Genomic DNA, 13,799 nt, shown 5'->3' with positions numbered 1-13,799 from the left:
CCTACACTTCGACCTTCTTCCACCGCCCCCGCGCGAACGCCCAGCCGAGCAGCACGGCGCGGCAGATCCAGTCCGCCGTGCTGCCCATCCACACGCCGGCGAGGCCGAGATCGAGCTTGATCGCGCAGAGCCAGGTCACGCCGGCCCGCAGGAAAAGACCGCAGAGGATCATCGTGCCGAGCACGGTGCGCGTGTCGCCCGCGCCGCGCAGCGCCATCGCCGTGACCATCGCGAACCCCATGAACGGCTGCGCGAATCCGCCCACGCGCATCGCCGGCACGGCCGTCTCCACGATGGTCCGATCCGGCGTGAACGCCGAGACGAGCAAGGGCGCCATCGTCAAAAACGACAGCCCGACGAGGGTCAAGCAGAACACGGCGAGCATCGCCGCGACCCGGCCCGCCCGCGCCGCCTCCTCGGGCCGCTTCGCCCCGAGCTTCTGGCCCACGATCGCGCCCGCCGCGATGCCAAACCCATCCGCCGAGAGCCACGAGATCGACTCGATGCTGATCGCCGCCTGCTGCGCCGCGAGCGCGACCTCGCCGAGGAGCGCGACGATCGCGACGTAAAACATGTACCCGAGGTGATACGCCGCCTTCTCGCCGAACGCCGCGCTCGAGACGCGCAGCACGCGCCTCAAAGCATCCCCCGCGCCCTCGAAGCTCGCGCTGTGCAATGGCAGCGGGCTCGTGCGGCGGAAGAGCGCGTAGGCGAGCAGGAGGCCTTCGAGGGACATGGTCGCGGCGTTCGCGACGGCCGCGCCGCGAATGCCGAGCTCGGGCAGGCCGAACAGGCCGAAGATGAGCAGCGCGTTCAGCGCGAGGTTCAGGACATTGCCCACGCCCGCGACGACGAGCGGCGTGCGCGTATCGCCCGAGGCTTGCAGCGACGCGGCCGCGATCGCCTCGACGAACGTGAGCGGCATGGCCCAGCACGCGATGCGGAGGTACGCGCCCGCTTGTTCATGCACGGCCGCGCCGGCGCGAGGAAAGAGGGTCCGAATGAAGGGGCCTTCCGCGAAAAACAGGGCGCACGCGACGACGACGCCGAGCCCGACCGCGAAGAGGAGCGCGGCGCGGGCGGCGCGGGCCGCGCCCGGACGGTCGCCGGCGCCGACACGCCGGGCCACGACGGCGAGGGTGCCCGCGGAGAAGGCCGTGCAGACGGAGTAGAGGGTCCAGCTCGTGGCGCCGCCGATCTGGATCGCCGCGAGCGCGGTCGACGAGTACCGGCCGAGCATGAGCCGCCCGACCAGAAAGACGAGCGTGATCAGCAGCATGTGCGTGATCGCCGGCCAGGCGAGCGACCAGACCTCGGCCATGAGGGCGCGATCGCCCTCACGAACGAGGCGGGTCTCGGCGAGGGATGACGGACGCACGGCGCCGGGGGTGCCATGGTCCAGCCGTTCAGGCAAGGGGCGGCTTTCGGCTTCGTGGTCATCGCCGTGCGCAGCGGAGGGGATTTTTAGGTCCGTGTTGAGGTAGGGTGCTGCCATGCGGATCGGTCAACGCCTGAGCTCGCTGGTCATCTCCGACATTCGCGCGATGAGCCGCGCGTGTGAGGCGGTCGGCGGGATCAACCTCGGGCAAGGCGTGTGTGATCTGCCGACGCCCCCGCCCGTGGCCCGCGCGGCGAACGCTGCGATCGACGCGAGCGTGGCGATCTACACCGCGCCCGAGGGGATCCTGCCGCTGCGGCTCGCGATCGCGGCCGATCTGAAGAAGCGCTACGGACGCGAGGTCGATCCGGCGAGTGAGGTGGTGGTGACGTCGGGCGCGACGGGCGCGTTCGCGGCGGCGTGCCTCGCGCTGCTCGATCCGGGCGACGAGGTGATCCTGTTCGAGCCCTATTACGGCTACCACTTGAACACGGTGCTCGCGCTCGGCCTTCAGCCCGTGCTCGTGCCGACGCGGCCGCCGTCGTGGGAGATCGATCGGGAAGCGTTCGTGCGGGCGATCGGGCCGCGGACACGCGCGGTCGTCGTGTGCACGCCGTCGAACCCGAGCGGCAAGGTGTGGAGCGAGGAGGAGCTCGACTGGCTCGCGGACGCGATCGAGGCGCACGATCTCGTGGCGATCACGGACGAGATCTACGAGCACATCGTGTTCGACGGGCAGAAGCACGTGCCGCTCGCGACGCGGAAGAACGCGGCGTCCCGCACGGTGTCGATCTCGGGATTCTCGAAGACGTTCGCGGTGACGGGCTGGCGGTGCGGGTACCTGACGGCGCCGCCCGAGGCCGCGCGGCGGATCACGGTGGCGCACGATCTGCTCTACGTCTGCGCGCCGACGCCGCTCCAGCACGCGATGGTGGCGGGGCTCGGGATGCCGGACGATTACTTCGCGTCGATCGGGCAGGGCTACCAGAAGAAGCGCGATATCCTCTGCAGCGCGCTCGCGGACGCGGGCCTCACGCCGTACGTGCCGCGGGGCGCGTATTACGTGCTCGCCGACATCCGGCGGCTCGGCGCGCCGAACGCGAAGGCGGCGGCGATGCTGCTGCTCGAAAAACTCCGCATCGCGAGCGTACCTGGCACCTCGTTTTACGGGGACCCGGTGGGCGAGACGCTCTCCCGGTTCTGCTTCGCGAAGGAGGACGCCGTGCTGGAAGAGGCGGCGCGGCGCATTCGATCGCTTCCGTGAAGAATTTCCGCAATCGGGCATGAATTCGAGTCGAGCAGGGCAATGAGCGGCGGCGAACTCATCGGCGATAGATACGGCCTCGTGCGGCAAATCGGGACGGGCGCGCTCGGGGCCGTCTGGGAGGCGGAGGACCACACGGCGTCGCGCCACGTCGCGCTGAAGCTCCTCAGCATCCCGAACCAGGAAGTCGGGCGGCGGCTCGGCGAGGAGGCGCGCGCGGCGCAAGCCGCCAAGCACCCCACGCTGGTCACGATCCTCGACGTGGGCGAGACGGGCGGCGGCGAGCCGTTCGTCGCCATGGAGCTGCTCTCGGGCGAGACGCTCGCCGACCGGCTCGCGCGCGAGCGCACGCTGCCGCCGCCGCTCGCCGCGCAGATCGGGCGCGACATCGCCTCGGCGCTGACCATCGCGCATGCCGCGCGGCTCGTGCACGGCGATCTCCGGCCGGCGAACGTGTTCCTGCACGGAGAGCCGGGCACGGACGCGCCCATCGTAAAACTGCTGGATCTATGGGTCGCGCGGGCGGTGCCCGCGGTCGTGGCGGAGACGCTCGGGCTGGGATCGCCGTCGTACCGGAGCCCGGAGCAGCTCGCCGCGCCGGAGTCGTTCGACGTACGAACGGATCTCTGGTCGCTCGGCGTGGTGCTGTTCGAGATGCTCGCGGGGCAGCGTCCTTTCGAGGGCGGGCGCGCGGACATCACGGCGCGGATCACGAGCGGGCCGGTGCCGCGGATCTCGCAGCTCGCGTCCGCGGTGGATCCGGCGCTCGAAGAGATCGTGGCGCGGTGCATGGAGCGCGAGCGCGACAAACGCATCGGCAGCGCGATGGTCGTCGCGCACATGCTCGAGGTGTTCGCGGCAGCGGGGCGCAAACCGTCGCTTTCGCCGCCGGCGGCGTCGGCTCCGGGTCCGGCGAAGATCCACGACGAAAACACGAATGGCGCGGCGCACGCGCCCGTGCTGGAAGAGCTGCCGATGCGGGGTCAGCTCGGCACGCTGGTGATGGCCGAGTCGGCGCCGTCGGGTCCGGCGCCTTTGCTGCGATCGTCGCCGGCCTCGGGGAGTTTCCCCGCGCCCTCGTCCTCGGCCGGGCCGCTCGGCACGCTGCTCATGGCCCCGCCGTCGTCTTCTTCCTCCCCGCGCGCGGAGGAATCGACGCGGCGCCCGCGAGCCGCGTACGTCCCGCCGCCGCGCGCCTCGCACGACTCGGAGCCGACGCAGGTCTATATCGAGCCGTCCGGCGTGTTCGCGCCGCCGCCGATGCCCATGGCAGGCGCGCACATCGTGGACGAGCCGACCGAGCCGCCGCCGACCGCGCCGCCGCCCGGCGCCGCGGCGCCGACGCTGTTCAGCGCGCGGCAGCAGCAGATGACGGTGACGGAGCTGCACCAGCGTCCGGCGCAGCACGTGGAGCACGTCAACAAGACGGGGTTTTACCTGGCCGTCGCGGTGGGCGCGGCGACGGTGCTGCTCATCGGGTTCTTCGTGATTTTCCTCTTCTTTTGAGAGACGAATTCAGAGCGGCCCCGCGGCCGGCGGCCCCTGGAACACGCGCCGGAGGCCGCCGAACCACACGACGATCGTGACGAGCAGCGCGCCGAGCGTGATCGGCAAGGCCTTGTCGTTCGGGGGCGCGACGCCGATGACGAGGAGGAGCGCGCAGCCGAGCACGCAGATCACCGCGACGAGGCGATACCACGGGCCGAGCGAGAAGGGCCCCATCGTGGTCCAGGTGCGGCCGTAGGCGAAGAGGCCGAGCGCGATGGGCATGCCGTAGGAGATGTAGAGAAAAATCGTGCAAACCGCGGTGATCGTCGAATACACGGGCGTGTAGACGGTGAACGCCGTGCTCACGGCCGCGACGACCCAGATCGCATGGGCGGGCGTCCTGTGCACCTCGCTCACGCGGCGGAGGGCATACGAAAAGGGCAGGCCGCCGTCGCGGGCAAACGCGTACGTCATGCGCGAGGCGCTGGTGACCGTGGCGAGGCCGCAGAGGTACTGGGCGATGCCGATGCCGACGTAAAGAGCGATCTGCAAAGGGCGCGGGAGGATCTCGCCCATGACCCAGAAAAACACCCCTGGGCCTTTCGAGGCGCCGACCTCCACGCTCGGCATGGCGAGGAGGATCGAGGCCACCATCAGGTATCCGAACACGCCCGAGTAGAGCACGGCGCGCAGAATGGCCCGGGGGACGTTCGTCGCGGCGCCGACGGTCTCCTCGGCGGTATGCGCGGAGGCATCGAACCCGGTGACCGTGTACGCCGGCATGAGCAGGCCGAGCAAAAAGAGCCAGGTCATGCCGTTCGTCGCGGGCCAGACGTCCCCGCCGGCCGGGCCGCTGAAATTGGTGAAGGTGACGAGCCGCGACGCTTCGAGGCGCGGCGCAAAAAGGAGCATCGAGGCCGTGAGGACGGTCGCGACGACGAAGATGAGATACCCGCTGAAATCGGTGAGGCGCGTGGTGAGGCGAATGCCGCGGTGATTGAAGAGCGCCTGCGTCCCGGTGATGACGACGACGGCGGCGAGCTGGTGGCCCGGGCCGAGTTTCTCCGGGTCGATGCCGAAGACGGGGCCGAGCGAGCCCGCGATGAAGAGATAGGCGCCGACGTTGATCGCGGCGAGGACGGTGACGAGGCCGACGAGGTTGAACCAGGCCGTCGCCCAGCCGAGGCCCTTGCCGCCGAGAATGGACGCCCAGTGATAGAGGCCGCCCGCCGTCGGGAACGCCGAGGCGAGCTGGGCCATCGCGAGCGCGAAGCAGAACGAGAGCAAGCAGGAGAGCGGCCAGCCGAGGCCGATCGAGGCGCCGCCCGCGGCGGAAAGGCCGAGGTGATAGGAGGTGAGGCCGCCGGCGAGGATGCAGATGATCGAAAAGGAGACGGCGAAATTCGAGAATCCGCTCATCCGCCGGAGGAGCTCCTGGGCATACCCCATCCGGTGGAGCTGCCGGACGTCGTCCGCGATGACCTCGGACTCGGCGGTCGGGGTGGGTTCGGTGGGGACGTCACTGCGCGCAGGGTCTTGCATGAGAGCCTCGCCGAGGGGACGTTTCAGCGTAGGCCAGCGCGCGCCGAGGTGGATCAGTTTTTCGGGGGATGTTCGAGCAGGGCGTCGAGATCTCCGTCGAGGACACGCTCGACATGGGGGCTCACGACCCCGCTGATTTCGTCACGCACGAGCCGCTGCGGCGCGAAGACATAACTGCGCCGCTGGTGCCCGAATCGAGCGACCGGCCGAGCGCCGCGTCTCGCGGCCGCAGCCTGTTCGCGCCGCTCGAGCTCGAGCTCGACGAGCTTGCTCCGGAGGAGCCGGAGCGCGCTCGCGCGGTTTTGATGCTGGCTGCGCTCCGACCGAGCGACGATGACGATCCCCGTCGGTAGATGCCGCATGCGGACCGCCGACGCGACCTTGTTGACGTTCTGTCCGCCGGGCCCGCCGGCGCACATCGTGGTCACCTCCAGATCGTCGTCGCGAATCTCGACGGGAATCGCGTCGTCGATATCGAGCAGGACCTCGATCGCGACGAACGACGTTTGCCGCCGATCCCCTTTGCCAAAGGGGCTCACGCGCACGAGCCGATGGACGCCGGTCTCGCCCCGGAGAGCGCCGTACACGCCGGCGCCCGGAATCCGGAGCGCGACGCCATCGATCCCCGCTTCGTCTCCTTCCTGCCGGTGGAGCTCCTCGACGAGGAGCCCTCGCCGCGCCGCCCAGCGGAGGTACATCCGCAAGAGCATTGCCGCGAAGTCCTTGGCGTCGACGCCGCCCGCGCCCGGTTGAATGGACACGATCGCGCCCATGCACCCCTCCGGTTCGGGGGGCACGCACGAGCGCTCGGCCTCTCGGAGCTCGACCTCGATGGCTGCGAGATCGGCTTCGGCCGCGGCGAGGGCGTCCGCGTCGCCTTCGTGGAGCGCGAGCAGGACGAACCCATGCGTATCGCCCAGCGTGCGCTCGGCGTGCGTGATCCGATCGTTCAGGGCGCCGAGACGTGCTCGCTCCGCGAGGAGCTCTTCCGCACGTTCGCGGTCGCGCCAGAGGTCGGTTTCGCTGAGAAGGAAGTCGAGTTCGGCGAGGCGCCGCGCCTGCCGGGGAAGGTCAAAGACCGTCGCGGAGCCGGGTCAGGCGTCGACGAAGCTCGGCGAGGCGTTCGAGGATGGGAGAATTCATACGACATCGTATACACTCCGGCGCTCACGCCGTCAAAGGCGTCCAGGCTGCCCGAGGAGATGTCCATGAAATCCCGAACCCACATCTCCTTCCGCCGAGAGGAGACCTTCCGCGCCGTGCCGCATCGCCTCGACGAGGTCTTGCTCGACGAAGACCGCGCCGCCGCGGTCCGCCGCGAGGACGTCGAGAAGGGGGTTTATCTCCTGCACGGCGTGATGTCGCCGAAGGAATGCAAGCGCTTGATCGGCACGGCCGAGGCGATCGGCTTCACGCACGCGGGGCTCGCCATTGGCGACGACACGTACCGGGTGAACCTGGCGGCCCGAAACAACCTGCGCGTCGTGCTCGACGCGCAGCGGCTCGCCGAAGGGCTCTGGGCGCGCATTCGCGGCCACGTGGACACGGAGCACGAGGCCTCGCCCCTCGTGGGCCTGAACGATCGCTTTCGGGTCTATCGGTACGAGGTCGGTCAACGCTTCTCGCCGCACGTCGACGTGCGCACGGCCGTGCCGCGGGGGGAGACGCGCGCGTCGCTCATGATTTATTTGAACGAAGGTTTCGAGGGCGGCTCGACGCGCTTCTTCGAGGAGAAGGACAAGAAGAGCCGCCGTGGCGAGGGTCGAGCGCGCAAATTCAACAATCGCGTGCGATTCGCGGTGCGGCCGGCCCCGGGGAGCGTCGTCGTGTTCGACCACCTGCTCCTGCACGAGGGCGCCGAGGTCACGGCCGGCGTGAAGTACGCCGTGCGCTCCGATCTCATCTATGCGCCGTCCCGGTGACGGGACGTAGCGCTCAATGCGCGCCACCCACGAGGCCGCCGGGCTGCGGATGCGGCGAGCGGGCTGCTCCTCAATCTCGTTTTGCTCGGACGAACTCCAGCGTGGACGGCGCATACCGCGGGTGATGGTGCTTGCGCCGCACGGCCGCTCTCCCCTACCCTCGGGTTCGTCATGGCTCACCGCGCCGCTGCCCTCGCCGCTGCCCTCGTCGCGCTCGCGCTCCCGCGGGCGGCCGCGGCCGAGCCTGCGCCGAAGATCGCTTTCCGACTGGACTTGCAAGCGCTCCCCGGGCGCGGGTGCCCCACGGCGGAGGAGTTTGGCCTCATTCTCGCGGCAGAGTTCGGGTATCTCCTCGTGCGGGACGACGCCCGGGCGACATTGCGGATCGAGACGCATCCGAACGGGAACAAGCTCGATGCCGTGATCACGGTGCCGGATCCCGAGAGCAACGGGGAATGGCGGCGCGTGCTCACGCAGGGGGACTGCCGCGAGCTCCTCTATGACGTCGCGGTCCTCGTGTCCATCGCCTTCGGCCCGCGCGCTTGGCGAGGACCGGAGCCGCCTCCGTGGCTCGTCGCGCCGGTCACCTTCGAGGTCGGGCGGCCGGTGCTGGATTTCGAGCCGTCGTCCGCCATCGTGAAGCTGCTCCACCCGGTCGAGGAGGAGGCGTACGAGCCCGTAGTCGTGGTCTCGAAGGAGCCGTTGCCGCGTCCGATGGTCGAGGACAGGCCGCCGTTCAAGGTGGAGGTCGTCCTGGGCCCGGCCGTGATGCCTCACGGGTTGACGAGTGTCGCGGTCGGGGGCAACGGGCTCGTGGGGGTCCGATGGGGGAGCTTCGGGTTTGCCGGCGAGCTGCGGGGCGTCATCACGCCCGCGTCTGGCATCGGGGACCGGGCGCTCCCGGGACGAACGGGGTTGTGGACGGCCTCGCTGATGCCCTGCTTCGCCGCCGATCATTTCGACGTGTGCGGCGTAGCGAGCTTCAGCAAGATCGACTTTCTCTTGCCTGCGACTTATCCCGTCACGAGCGTCGATGCCGCCACGTTCGGAATGGGCGTGCGCGCCAACGGTCGCTTCCAGCTCTCGCCCCGGTTCTCTCTGTTAGGTTACGCCGATGTGAACCAGCAACTGCGAAGCATCGCTATCCAGCCCGATCCTCGCGAAGGATCGTACGTGCCCGATTGGCGCTCACCCCTCCTGCGACTCACGTTCGGCATCGCCGTCGCGGCAAGGATCTCTAAATGAACATTAAAATGGAACAAATGGATGTATCATGAAACATTGGATTCAGGGGTTTGTTATTGCAAGTTTTCTTGTGGGTATGGTCGCCTGCGCGGACGGGGTCGTGACGTATACGCAAATGGATGGGGGAGGTGGCGCGGGTGGTGAGGGCGGCGCCTCCGACGCGGGCGCCGACGGCCCCACGAGCAGCGGGAGGCCCGTCGATTGCGATTTCACGTGTCGCGACGAATGCGTCCCCCTCCACCCGGGCGACATGTCTTTCCCCGTCCTCGTGTGGATCGGGCCCAACGACGGCGCCGCGCCCCCCTGCTCCGACAACGCGCCCGTCGAGCAGTTCGTGTGGCACGCCGACCTCGTGATCCCCCCGAAGAAATGCGGCCCCTGCACGTGTACCCCCTCGACGGGCACGTGCGCGCTCCCCACCAGCATCACGGCCCACGCCGCGCCCTGCACGCTCGCCGACGGGGCGACCGCGACGCCGGCCGACCCGCCCCCCGGGTGGGACGGCGCCTGCGCCGCAGGAGACGCCCTCCCCGCGGACCTCGCTTGTGGGGCCGAGGGGCCGTGCGTGCAATCGATCACCGTGGGTCCGCTCGGCGTCGCGGCGGAGTCTTGCGAGGCGATCGGCGGCTCCGGTTCGGTGACGGCCCCGCCGCCCGCGCCCTCGTGGGGCCTCATCGCGCGGGTCTGCGAGGGCAGCGCGTTCGGCGCGTGCGCGTCGGACAAGCATTGCGTGCCCACGGCGCCGACCGGGTTTCGCCAGTGCGTCCAGCGCGAGGGGGTCCACGACTGCGCGGCCGAGGGGTACACCGAACAATTTATCTTTTATGAAGGCTTCAGCGACGAGCGCGATTGCACGGCGTGCTCGTGCGGCGCGCCGGAGGGGAGTTCTTGTCATTCCGATATCGCATTTCATTCCGACGCCGCTTGTACCCTGACGCCCCTCATCGCGAGCGCCTGGTCGAAGGGCCCCACGTGCCACGACGTCGTGCCTGCCGGACGCGCGCTCGAATCGAAGACGGCGCTCTCGCCCGTGTATCAGCCGGGGAGCTGCCAGGCGGCGGGCGGGGAGGTGATTGGGGAGGTGGCGAGGATCGGGCCGCGGACGGTTTGTTGTTACGTGGCTTGATGGGCGGGCGGGGAGCGCGGGCCGGGCTGGGTTATTGCCTGCGATCGGGGGGCAGGTACCACTTCGGCTTGTTTTTTAGGGCTGGGCACTTCCGCTCCGGCTCCTCGACAAGGCAATCGTAGTATGCCTTGAGCCCTTCAAACGTATTCACGGTAGGATTCAAAGGTTCGCACAGACGCGCCGCCTCGACCTGGAGGCTCCAAAAGAGCGCGCCCTCTTCGTCCTCGCACGGCTTGCACCAGATGAGATCGAGCTCCGTGCACGCCACGTGATTCGGGCACCGGGCCATCACGCAGCCGGCCTGGCAGGCTTCCTCTTGTCCCTCGGGCGGCTTCTTGCAGATCTCACCCCCGGCCTCGCACAACTCGAACACCGCCGCGAGGTCCTTGTCGCAAGCGTCCGCCCCGAGCGTGTCCGACGAGGCGCGGCGGACCTTCAATCCCACGCCCACGGCGACGGCGATCGGCAAGGCGATGGCTGCGGCGAAGAGCTTCTTCCGTCGGGTCATCTCTCGTCCTCCCTGCTCGTCGCGGCCACCGTACACGATCCGCGCCGAGGACGCGAGGCCTCTGCGCGCGGACGAAGGTTCCCACGCACGGAGAATGATCGCGTCTTGTGTCGCCGGACTGCGGTCTTCTACAATGATTCCGGTCCGGCGCGGAGGCTCGGCATGAGATCACTCGTCCTCGGCTTGCTCTTCGTTTGGTTCGTCGTGCTCGGACCTGCCTGCTGGGAGCCCGCGTGCAAGAACCCGAAGAGGGGCCCGCCGAACGGCGAGGCGGGCGCCAGGGAGGGGGTTCTCATGCAATGCAACGTGGTCTTGACCTGCGCCTCAGGATTCCAAGGCGGGGGTGACCATCAAGACGCCTTGCGGGGAGCGGAGGACGCGCAGATCATCGACCGCAGAAGCGCCCGGGAGAACGAAGACGCGTGCATCAAAAGGGCCAAGGAGCGCGGCATCCCCGGTACATGCCACAAGATTGAGGTTTCCCCCCAGGTCATTTGCCTCGACCCGCCGGGCTCGAACGGCTGCGGCGCGAGCCCTGGACCCGGCGGCCCGGTCATCATCGTGGGCAGCGCGGCCAGCGGCGATTTCAAGAGCGAGCCGCAGGGGATGGGCGGAACGGATGGCTATGGTGGCGAGGACGGCGCGGGGGACCAGGGCGGATTCTGAGACGACCCTCGGGAAAGAGTCTCAATCCCTTGTACGAGGCGGCCGATACCACTGCGGCTTATTCTTGAGCGCCGGGCACCTGCGCTCCCCCTCAGCAATGTAGCAATCACTGTAAGCCTTCCAGTCCGCATGTCTCCATGTGTCGAGATCAGGCGAAGGGCTGCACTGCTCGTGTACCTCGTACAAGATCCGCCAATGGAGCGCCCCCTCCTCATCCTCGCACGGCTTGCACCAGATCGGATCCATCCCCGTGCACGCCATCTGCTCCGGGCAATGCGACATCACGCAGCCGGCCTGGCACGCTTCCTCTTGCCCCTCGTCCGGGTTGCAGATCTTCCCCCCGGCCTCGCACAACTCGAACACCGCCGCGAGATCCTTGTCGCAAGCATCCGCCCCCAGCGTGTCCGACGAGGCGCGTCGGACCTTCAAGCCCACCCCCACGGCGACGGCGATCGGCAAGGCGATGGCGACGGCGAAGAGCTTCTTCCGGCGGGTCATCACGGGCTCCCTCGTTCGGCTCTCGGCCACTCTACACGATCTGCCTCGCGGGCGCGAGCCCACCTTCGTGGCATGGACGGCCCCTTCGCATCCGCTAGCGTCGGCCGTCCCCTTTCGAAGGAAGACCAGAATGGCTGACAGGTTCATCGATCAGGACGAGGTCACGATTTACGGTCCTTATGCCTCGAAAAGGATCCGCACGCGGCTCCTCGGTCTGATCCCCGAATACGATCCTGCATTGACCTACGCCGCCGACCAGATCGACGCCCAGACCGCCGCCGTGAAATCTGCCGTGGAGGCCGCGCGTGGCACGGACGCCTCGCGCAGGCAGGGCGTCCGGAGCAAGGCGCCGCTCCTCAAGCAAGCTCGCGCCCTCCTCGGCAAATTCAGCACCCACCTCGGCGCGCACGACGCGGGCGCCATCGACCGAAAGGTGTTTTTCACGAAAGACGGCACCGCCGGAGGCGTCGGAAAGGCCGCACCCGACGTCGTCCTCGCGGTCACGCACATCACGACGAAGCTCGCCGCGCCTGGCTTCGCCGTACGCGACGCCGCGCACTGGCATGGTCGATTCGATGCGATGACGAAGTCGCTCGCGCCCGTCGTCGCATTCGCCGACGACGCCCGTATCGACAGGCAATCCCTGACGCCGGAGGTCGAGGCGACGAGGCAGGTCTGGCTCAATGGCTACATCGCCGCGAAAGCCGTCTGCGAGAGCCTCCTGCGCCACCTCGGCCGCGTCGACCAGCTCCGCCTTTACTTCTACGACCTTCAGGTCCCCGCCGGCACGAAGGTCACCGAGCCCCCGGCCGAGGAGCCGGAGGCGCGTGAGGCCGAGGATACAGAGGAGGACACGGGCGACGAGTAACCCGAGCGTCGACAGAGGGGCCGGTCACCACCCCTCCCAAGGCCCCGAGCGTTGCTTGGGCACGTGGGAGGGCGGTCTCCCGGACGATCTGGCGATGCCTGGGGGGCTCGGTCGGCGAGGGACCAGGGCCTCGGGCGAGAGCAGGCCGGCAGGTCGTGTGCCGACCAGGGCCTCGAGCGTGGCTTGGGGGATCGGGCGGGCGGGTGAACGGTCCTTCGAGCGAGGTCAGGCGGTCCGGGCGGCTCGTGCTCGCCTCAATGCACCCCGCCCACGAGCCACGCATACCCGGGGACGAGCACTTCCTCGGGGCTCGCGCCGCCCTGGGTCGCGGGGGCCGTGCCGCGCGCGTCGCACGAGAGGCGGAAGCCGTGGTCGCCGAAGACGAAGAGCAGCGTGCGCGGCGGCGAGCTCTCGACGAAGCGCGAGATCACCTGCGCCGTCTCGTCCGCGATGCTGCCGAGCCGCTCGTCGAAGCCAGGGCCGACGCCGCGCAGGCGCGCCTCGACGAGGTCGAGCTTGAAGACTTCCTTGGTGCCGTAGCGTTCGCGGCGGATCGTGGAGAGGGCACGGCCGCGGACGATGTCGGGCTCGGGGCCCGGCTCGGGGAGCGGTTCGCGCAGGCCCTCGGGGCCGCGGCCGAGGAGCGCGACCTGGGCCGGCGTGGTCGTGGGGAGCGCGCTCCAGAGCAAGGTGCGGTCGACGCAGACGGCGCGGCCCTGCAAGGTGGGCTTGAGGCGCGCCATGACGCGCTCGCCGAGGTCGAAGCGGAGGGCGTCGACGAGGAGCAAGCGCACGGCGCGAGCGTTGTTCAGGCGCGCGATCCGCGCGGCCACGTCGGGCGCGTCGAGGACCATGAGCGGGCGTTTTCCCGTCGCGCGGATCGCGGCAAAACCCTCGGTGTAGCTGTGCTCGAAGGCGGTGCGGAAGCCGTCGACGACGCGCTGGACGGAGGCGTCGGCGTGGCCACGCGAGAGGGCGCCGACGAGGGGCATGTAGCGGGTCGCGAAGAGCCGATCGATGACGCCCGCGGGCTTGGGGCCACGGGCGTTGTCGAGGTCCATCGCGAAGGCGCGCCACTCGGCCGCCGAGAGGATACGCTCGACCGGCGAGGGGTTGGCCGGCGGCGAGGGCGGCGCGAGGTCCGAGGGCAAGGGCGGCGGCGGCGGGAGCGTGTCGGCCGCGGGGGCGTTTTTCGCGGCGGGCGCGGCGGCGGCCTCGGGCTCGCGGTCGCGCACGGGCTCGCGGTCGCGCACGGCATCGAGCGCGGGCGAGGAGGGCGTGCGGGGGCGCGGCG

The 13,799-nt window shown here is 69.5% G+C and carries 12 protein-coding genes and 2 pseudogenes; 7 read left to right on the top strand and 7 right to left on the bottom strand.

The window, feature by feature from the left end:
- Position 1 precedes the first annotated feature (1 nt).
- The gene (locus tag QHF83_RS35340; protein ID WP_282422431.1) at positions 2-1,378 is read right to left on the bottom strand and encodes an MATE family efflux transporter; all 1,377 of its coding nucleotides are present in this window, start codon (positions 1,376-1,378) and stop codon (positions 2-4) included.
- Between the two features lie 115 nt (positions 1,379-1,493).
- Here QHF83_RS35340 and QHF83_RS35335 point away from each other — a divergent pair, with 115 nt between their 5' ends.
- On the top strand, positions 1,494-2,642 hold the full coding sequence (locus QHF83_RS35335) for an aminotransferase class I/II-fold pyridoxal phosphate-dependent enzyme (protein WP_282422430.1): 1,149 nt from the start codon (positions 1,494-1,496) through the stop codon (positions 2,640-2,642).
- Positions 2,643-2,684: 42 nt separating this feature from the next.
- The gene (locus tag QHF83_RS35330) at positions 2,685-4,148 is read left to right on the top strand and encodes a serine/threonine-protein kinase (RefSeq protein WP_282422429.1); all 1,464 of its coding nucleotides are present in this window, start codon (positions 2,685-2,687) and stop codon (positions 4,146-4,148) included.
- 9 nt (positions 4,149-4,157) lie between these two features.
- Here the strand turns inward: QHF83_RS35330 and QHF83_RS35325 are convergent, their stop codons facing one another.
- The 3 genes and pseudogenes from QHF83_RS35325 to QHF83_RS35315 form a co-directional block, all read right to left on the bottom strand.
- Positions 4,158-5,672: an amino acid permease gene (locus tag QHF83_RS35325; protein WP_282422428.1), complete on the bottom strand. Its 1,515-nt coding sequence runs from the start codon at positions 5,670-5,672 to the stop codon at positions 4,158-4,160.
- Positions 5,673-5,725: 53 nt separating this feature from the next.
- Positions 5,726-6,211, bottom strand: coding sequence for a peptide chain release factor-like protein (locus QHF83_RS35320; RefSeq protein WP_282422477.1), 486 nt, complete (start codon positions 6,209-6,211; stop codon positions 5,726-5,728).
- A gap of 9 nt (positions 6,212-6,220) precedes the next feature.
- Positions 6,221-6,667, bottom strand: a pseudogene (locus QHF83_RS35315) (PCRF domain-containing protein); the annotation flags it as partial.
- Between QHF83_RS35315 and QHF83_RS53575 the strand changes: the two are divergent.
- The 3 genes from QHF83_RS53575 (at position 6,578) to QHF83_RS35300 (ending at position 9,965) form a co-directional block, all read left to right on the top strand.
- On the top strand, positions 6,578-7,594 hold the full coding sequence (locus tag QHF83_RS53575; RefSeq protein ID WP_348980501.1) for a 2OG-Fe(II) oxygenase: 1,017 nt from the start codon (positions 6,578-6,580) through the stop codon (positions 7,592-7,594). The pseudogene QHF83_RS35315 and the gene QHF83_RS53575 sit on opposite strands and share 90 nt — an antisense overlap.
- A 171-nt stretch (positions 7,595-7,765) precedes the next feature.
- Positions 7,766-8,839 (top strand): hypothetical protein, encoded by a 1,074-nt coding sequence (locus QHF83_RS35305; RefSeq protein ID WP_282422427.1) that lies wholly within the window; start codon positions 7,766-7,768, stop codon positions 8,837-8,839.
- A gap of 28 nt (positions 8,840-8,867) precedes the next feature.
- The gene (locus QHF83_RS35300) at positions 8,868-9,965 is read left to right on the top strand and encodes a hypothetical protein (protein ID WP_282422426.1); all 1,098 of its coding nucleotides are present in this window, start codon (positions 8,868-8,870) and stop codon (positions 9,963-9,965) included.
- A 31-nt stretch (positions 9,966-9,996) separates the two neighbouring features.
- Here QHF83_RS35300 and QHF83_RS35295 read toward each other — a convergent pair whose 3' ends face one another.
- A complete protein-coding gene (locus tag QHF83_RS35295; RefSeq protein WP_282422425.1) occupies positions 9,997-10,473 on the bottom strand; it encodes a hypothetical protein in 477 nt (158 codons plus the stop codon).
- A gap of 162 nt (positions 10,474-10,635) precedes the next feature.
- On the opposite strand from QHF83_RS35295, the gene QHF83_RS35290 reads away from it, so the two are divergent.
- Positions 10,636-11,139: a hypothetical protein gene (locus QHF83_RS35290; protein WP_282422424.1), complete on the top strand. Its 504-nt coding sequence runs from the start codon at positions 10,636-10,638 to the stop codon at positions 11,137-11,139.
- Positions 11,140-11,160: 21 nt separating this feature from the next.
- On the opposite strand, the gene QHF83_RS35285 is transcribed toward QHF83_RS35290, so the two are convergent.
- Entirely contained in the window at positions 11,161-11,637 is a 477-nt protein-coding gene (locus QHF83_RS35285) for a hypothetical protein (protein WP_282422423.1), read from the bottom strand.
- A gap of 130 nt (positions 11,638-11,767) precedes the next feature.
- Between QHF83_RS35285 and QHF83_RS35280 the strand changes: the two genes are divergently transcribed.
- Complete coding sequence (locus tag QHF83_RS35280) at positions 11,768-12,505, top strand: hypothetical protein (protein ID WP_282422422.1); 738 nt, start codon at positions 11,768-11,770, stop codon at positions 12,503-12,505.
- Between the two features lie 254 nt (positions 12,506-12,759).
- Here QHF83_RS35280 and QHF83_RS35275 read toward each other — a convergent pair.
- Positions 12,760-13,799: pseudogene (locus tag QHF83_RS35275) on the bottom strand (hypothetical protein); the annotation flags it as partial.

The sequence above is a fragment of the Polyangium sp. 15x6 genome (assembly GCF_029960785.1).
In the GTDB taxonomy this organism is placed as follows: domain Bacteria; phylum Myxococcota_A; class Polyangia; order Polyangiales; family Polyangiaceae; genus Polyangium.
Note: the sequence above shows the minus strand (reverse complement) of the source record. Positions and strands in the feature narration are given on the sequence as shown.

Coding starts and splice junctions, on each gene's coding strand:
- QHF83_RS35335 (WP_282422430.1), top strand. CDS start 1,494: ATGCGGATCGGTCAACGCCTGAGCTCGCTGGTCATCTCCGACATTCGC.
- QHF83_RS35330 (WP_282422429.1), top strand. CDS start 2,685: ATGAGCGGCGGCGAACTCATCGGCGATAGATACGGCCTCGTGCGGCAA.
- QHF83_RS35325 (WP_282422428.1), bottom strand. CDS start 5,672: ATGCAAGACCCTGCGCGCAGTGACGTCCCCACCGAACCCACCCCGACC.
- QHF83_RS53575 (WP_348980501.1), top strand. CDS start 6,578: ATGCGTATCGCCCAGCGTGCGCTCGGCGTGCGTGATCCGATCGTTCAG.
- QHF83_RS35305 (WP_282422427.1), top strand. CDS start 7,766: ATGGCTCACCGCGCCGCTGCCCTCGCCGCTGCCCTCGTCGCGCTCGCG.
- QHF83_RS35300 (WP_282422426.1), top strand. CDS start 8,868: ATGAAACATTGGATTCAGGGGTTTGTTATTGCAAGTTTTCTTGTGGGT.
- QHF83_RS35295 (WP_282422425.1), bottom strand. CDS start 10,473: ATGACCCGACGGAAGAAGCTCTTCGCCGCAGCCATCGCCTTGCCGATC.
- QHF83_RS35290 (WP_282422424.1), top strand. CDS start 10,636: ATGAGATCACTCGTCCTCGGCTTGCTCTTCGTTTGGTTCGTCGTGCTC.
- QHF83_RS35285 (WP_282422423.1), bottom strand. CDS start 11,637: ATGACCCGCCGGAAGAAGCTCTTCGCCGTCGCCATCGCCTTGCCGATC.
- QHF83_RS35280 (WP_282422422.1), top strand. CDS start 11,768: ATGGCTGACAGGTTCATCGATCAGGACGAGGTCACGATTTACGGTCCT.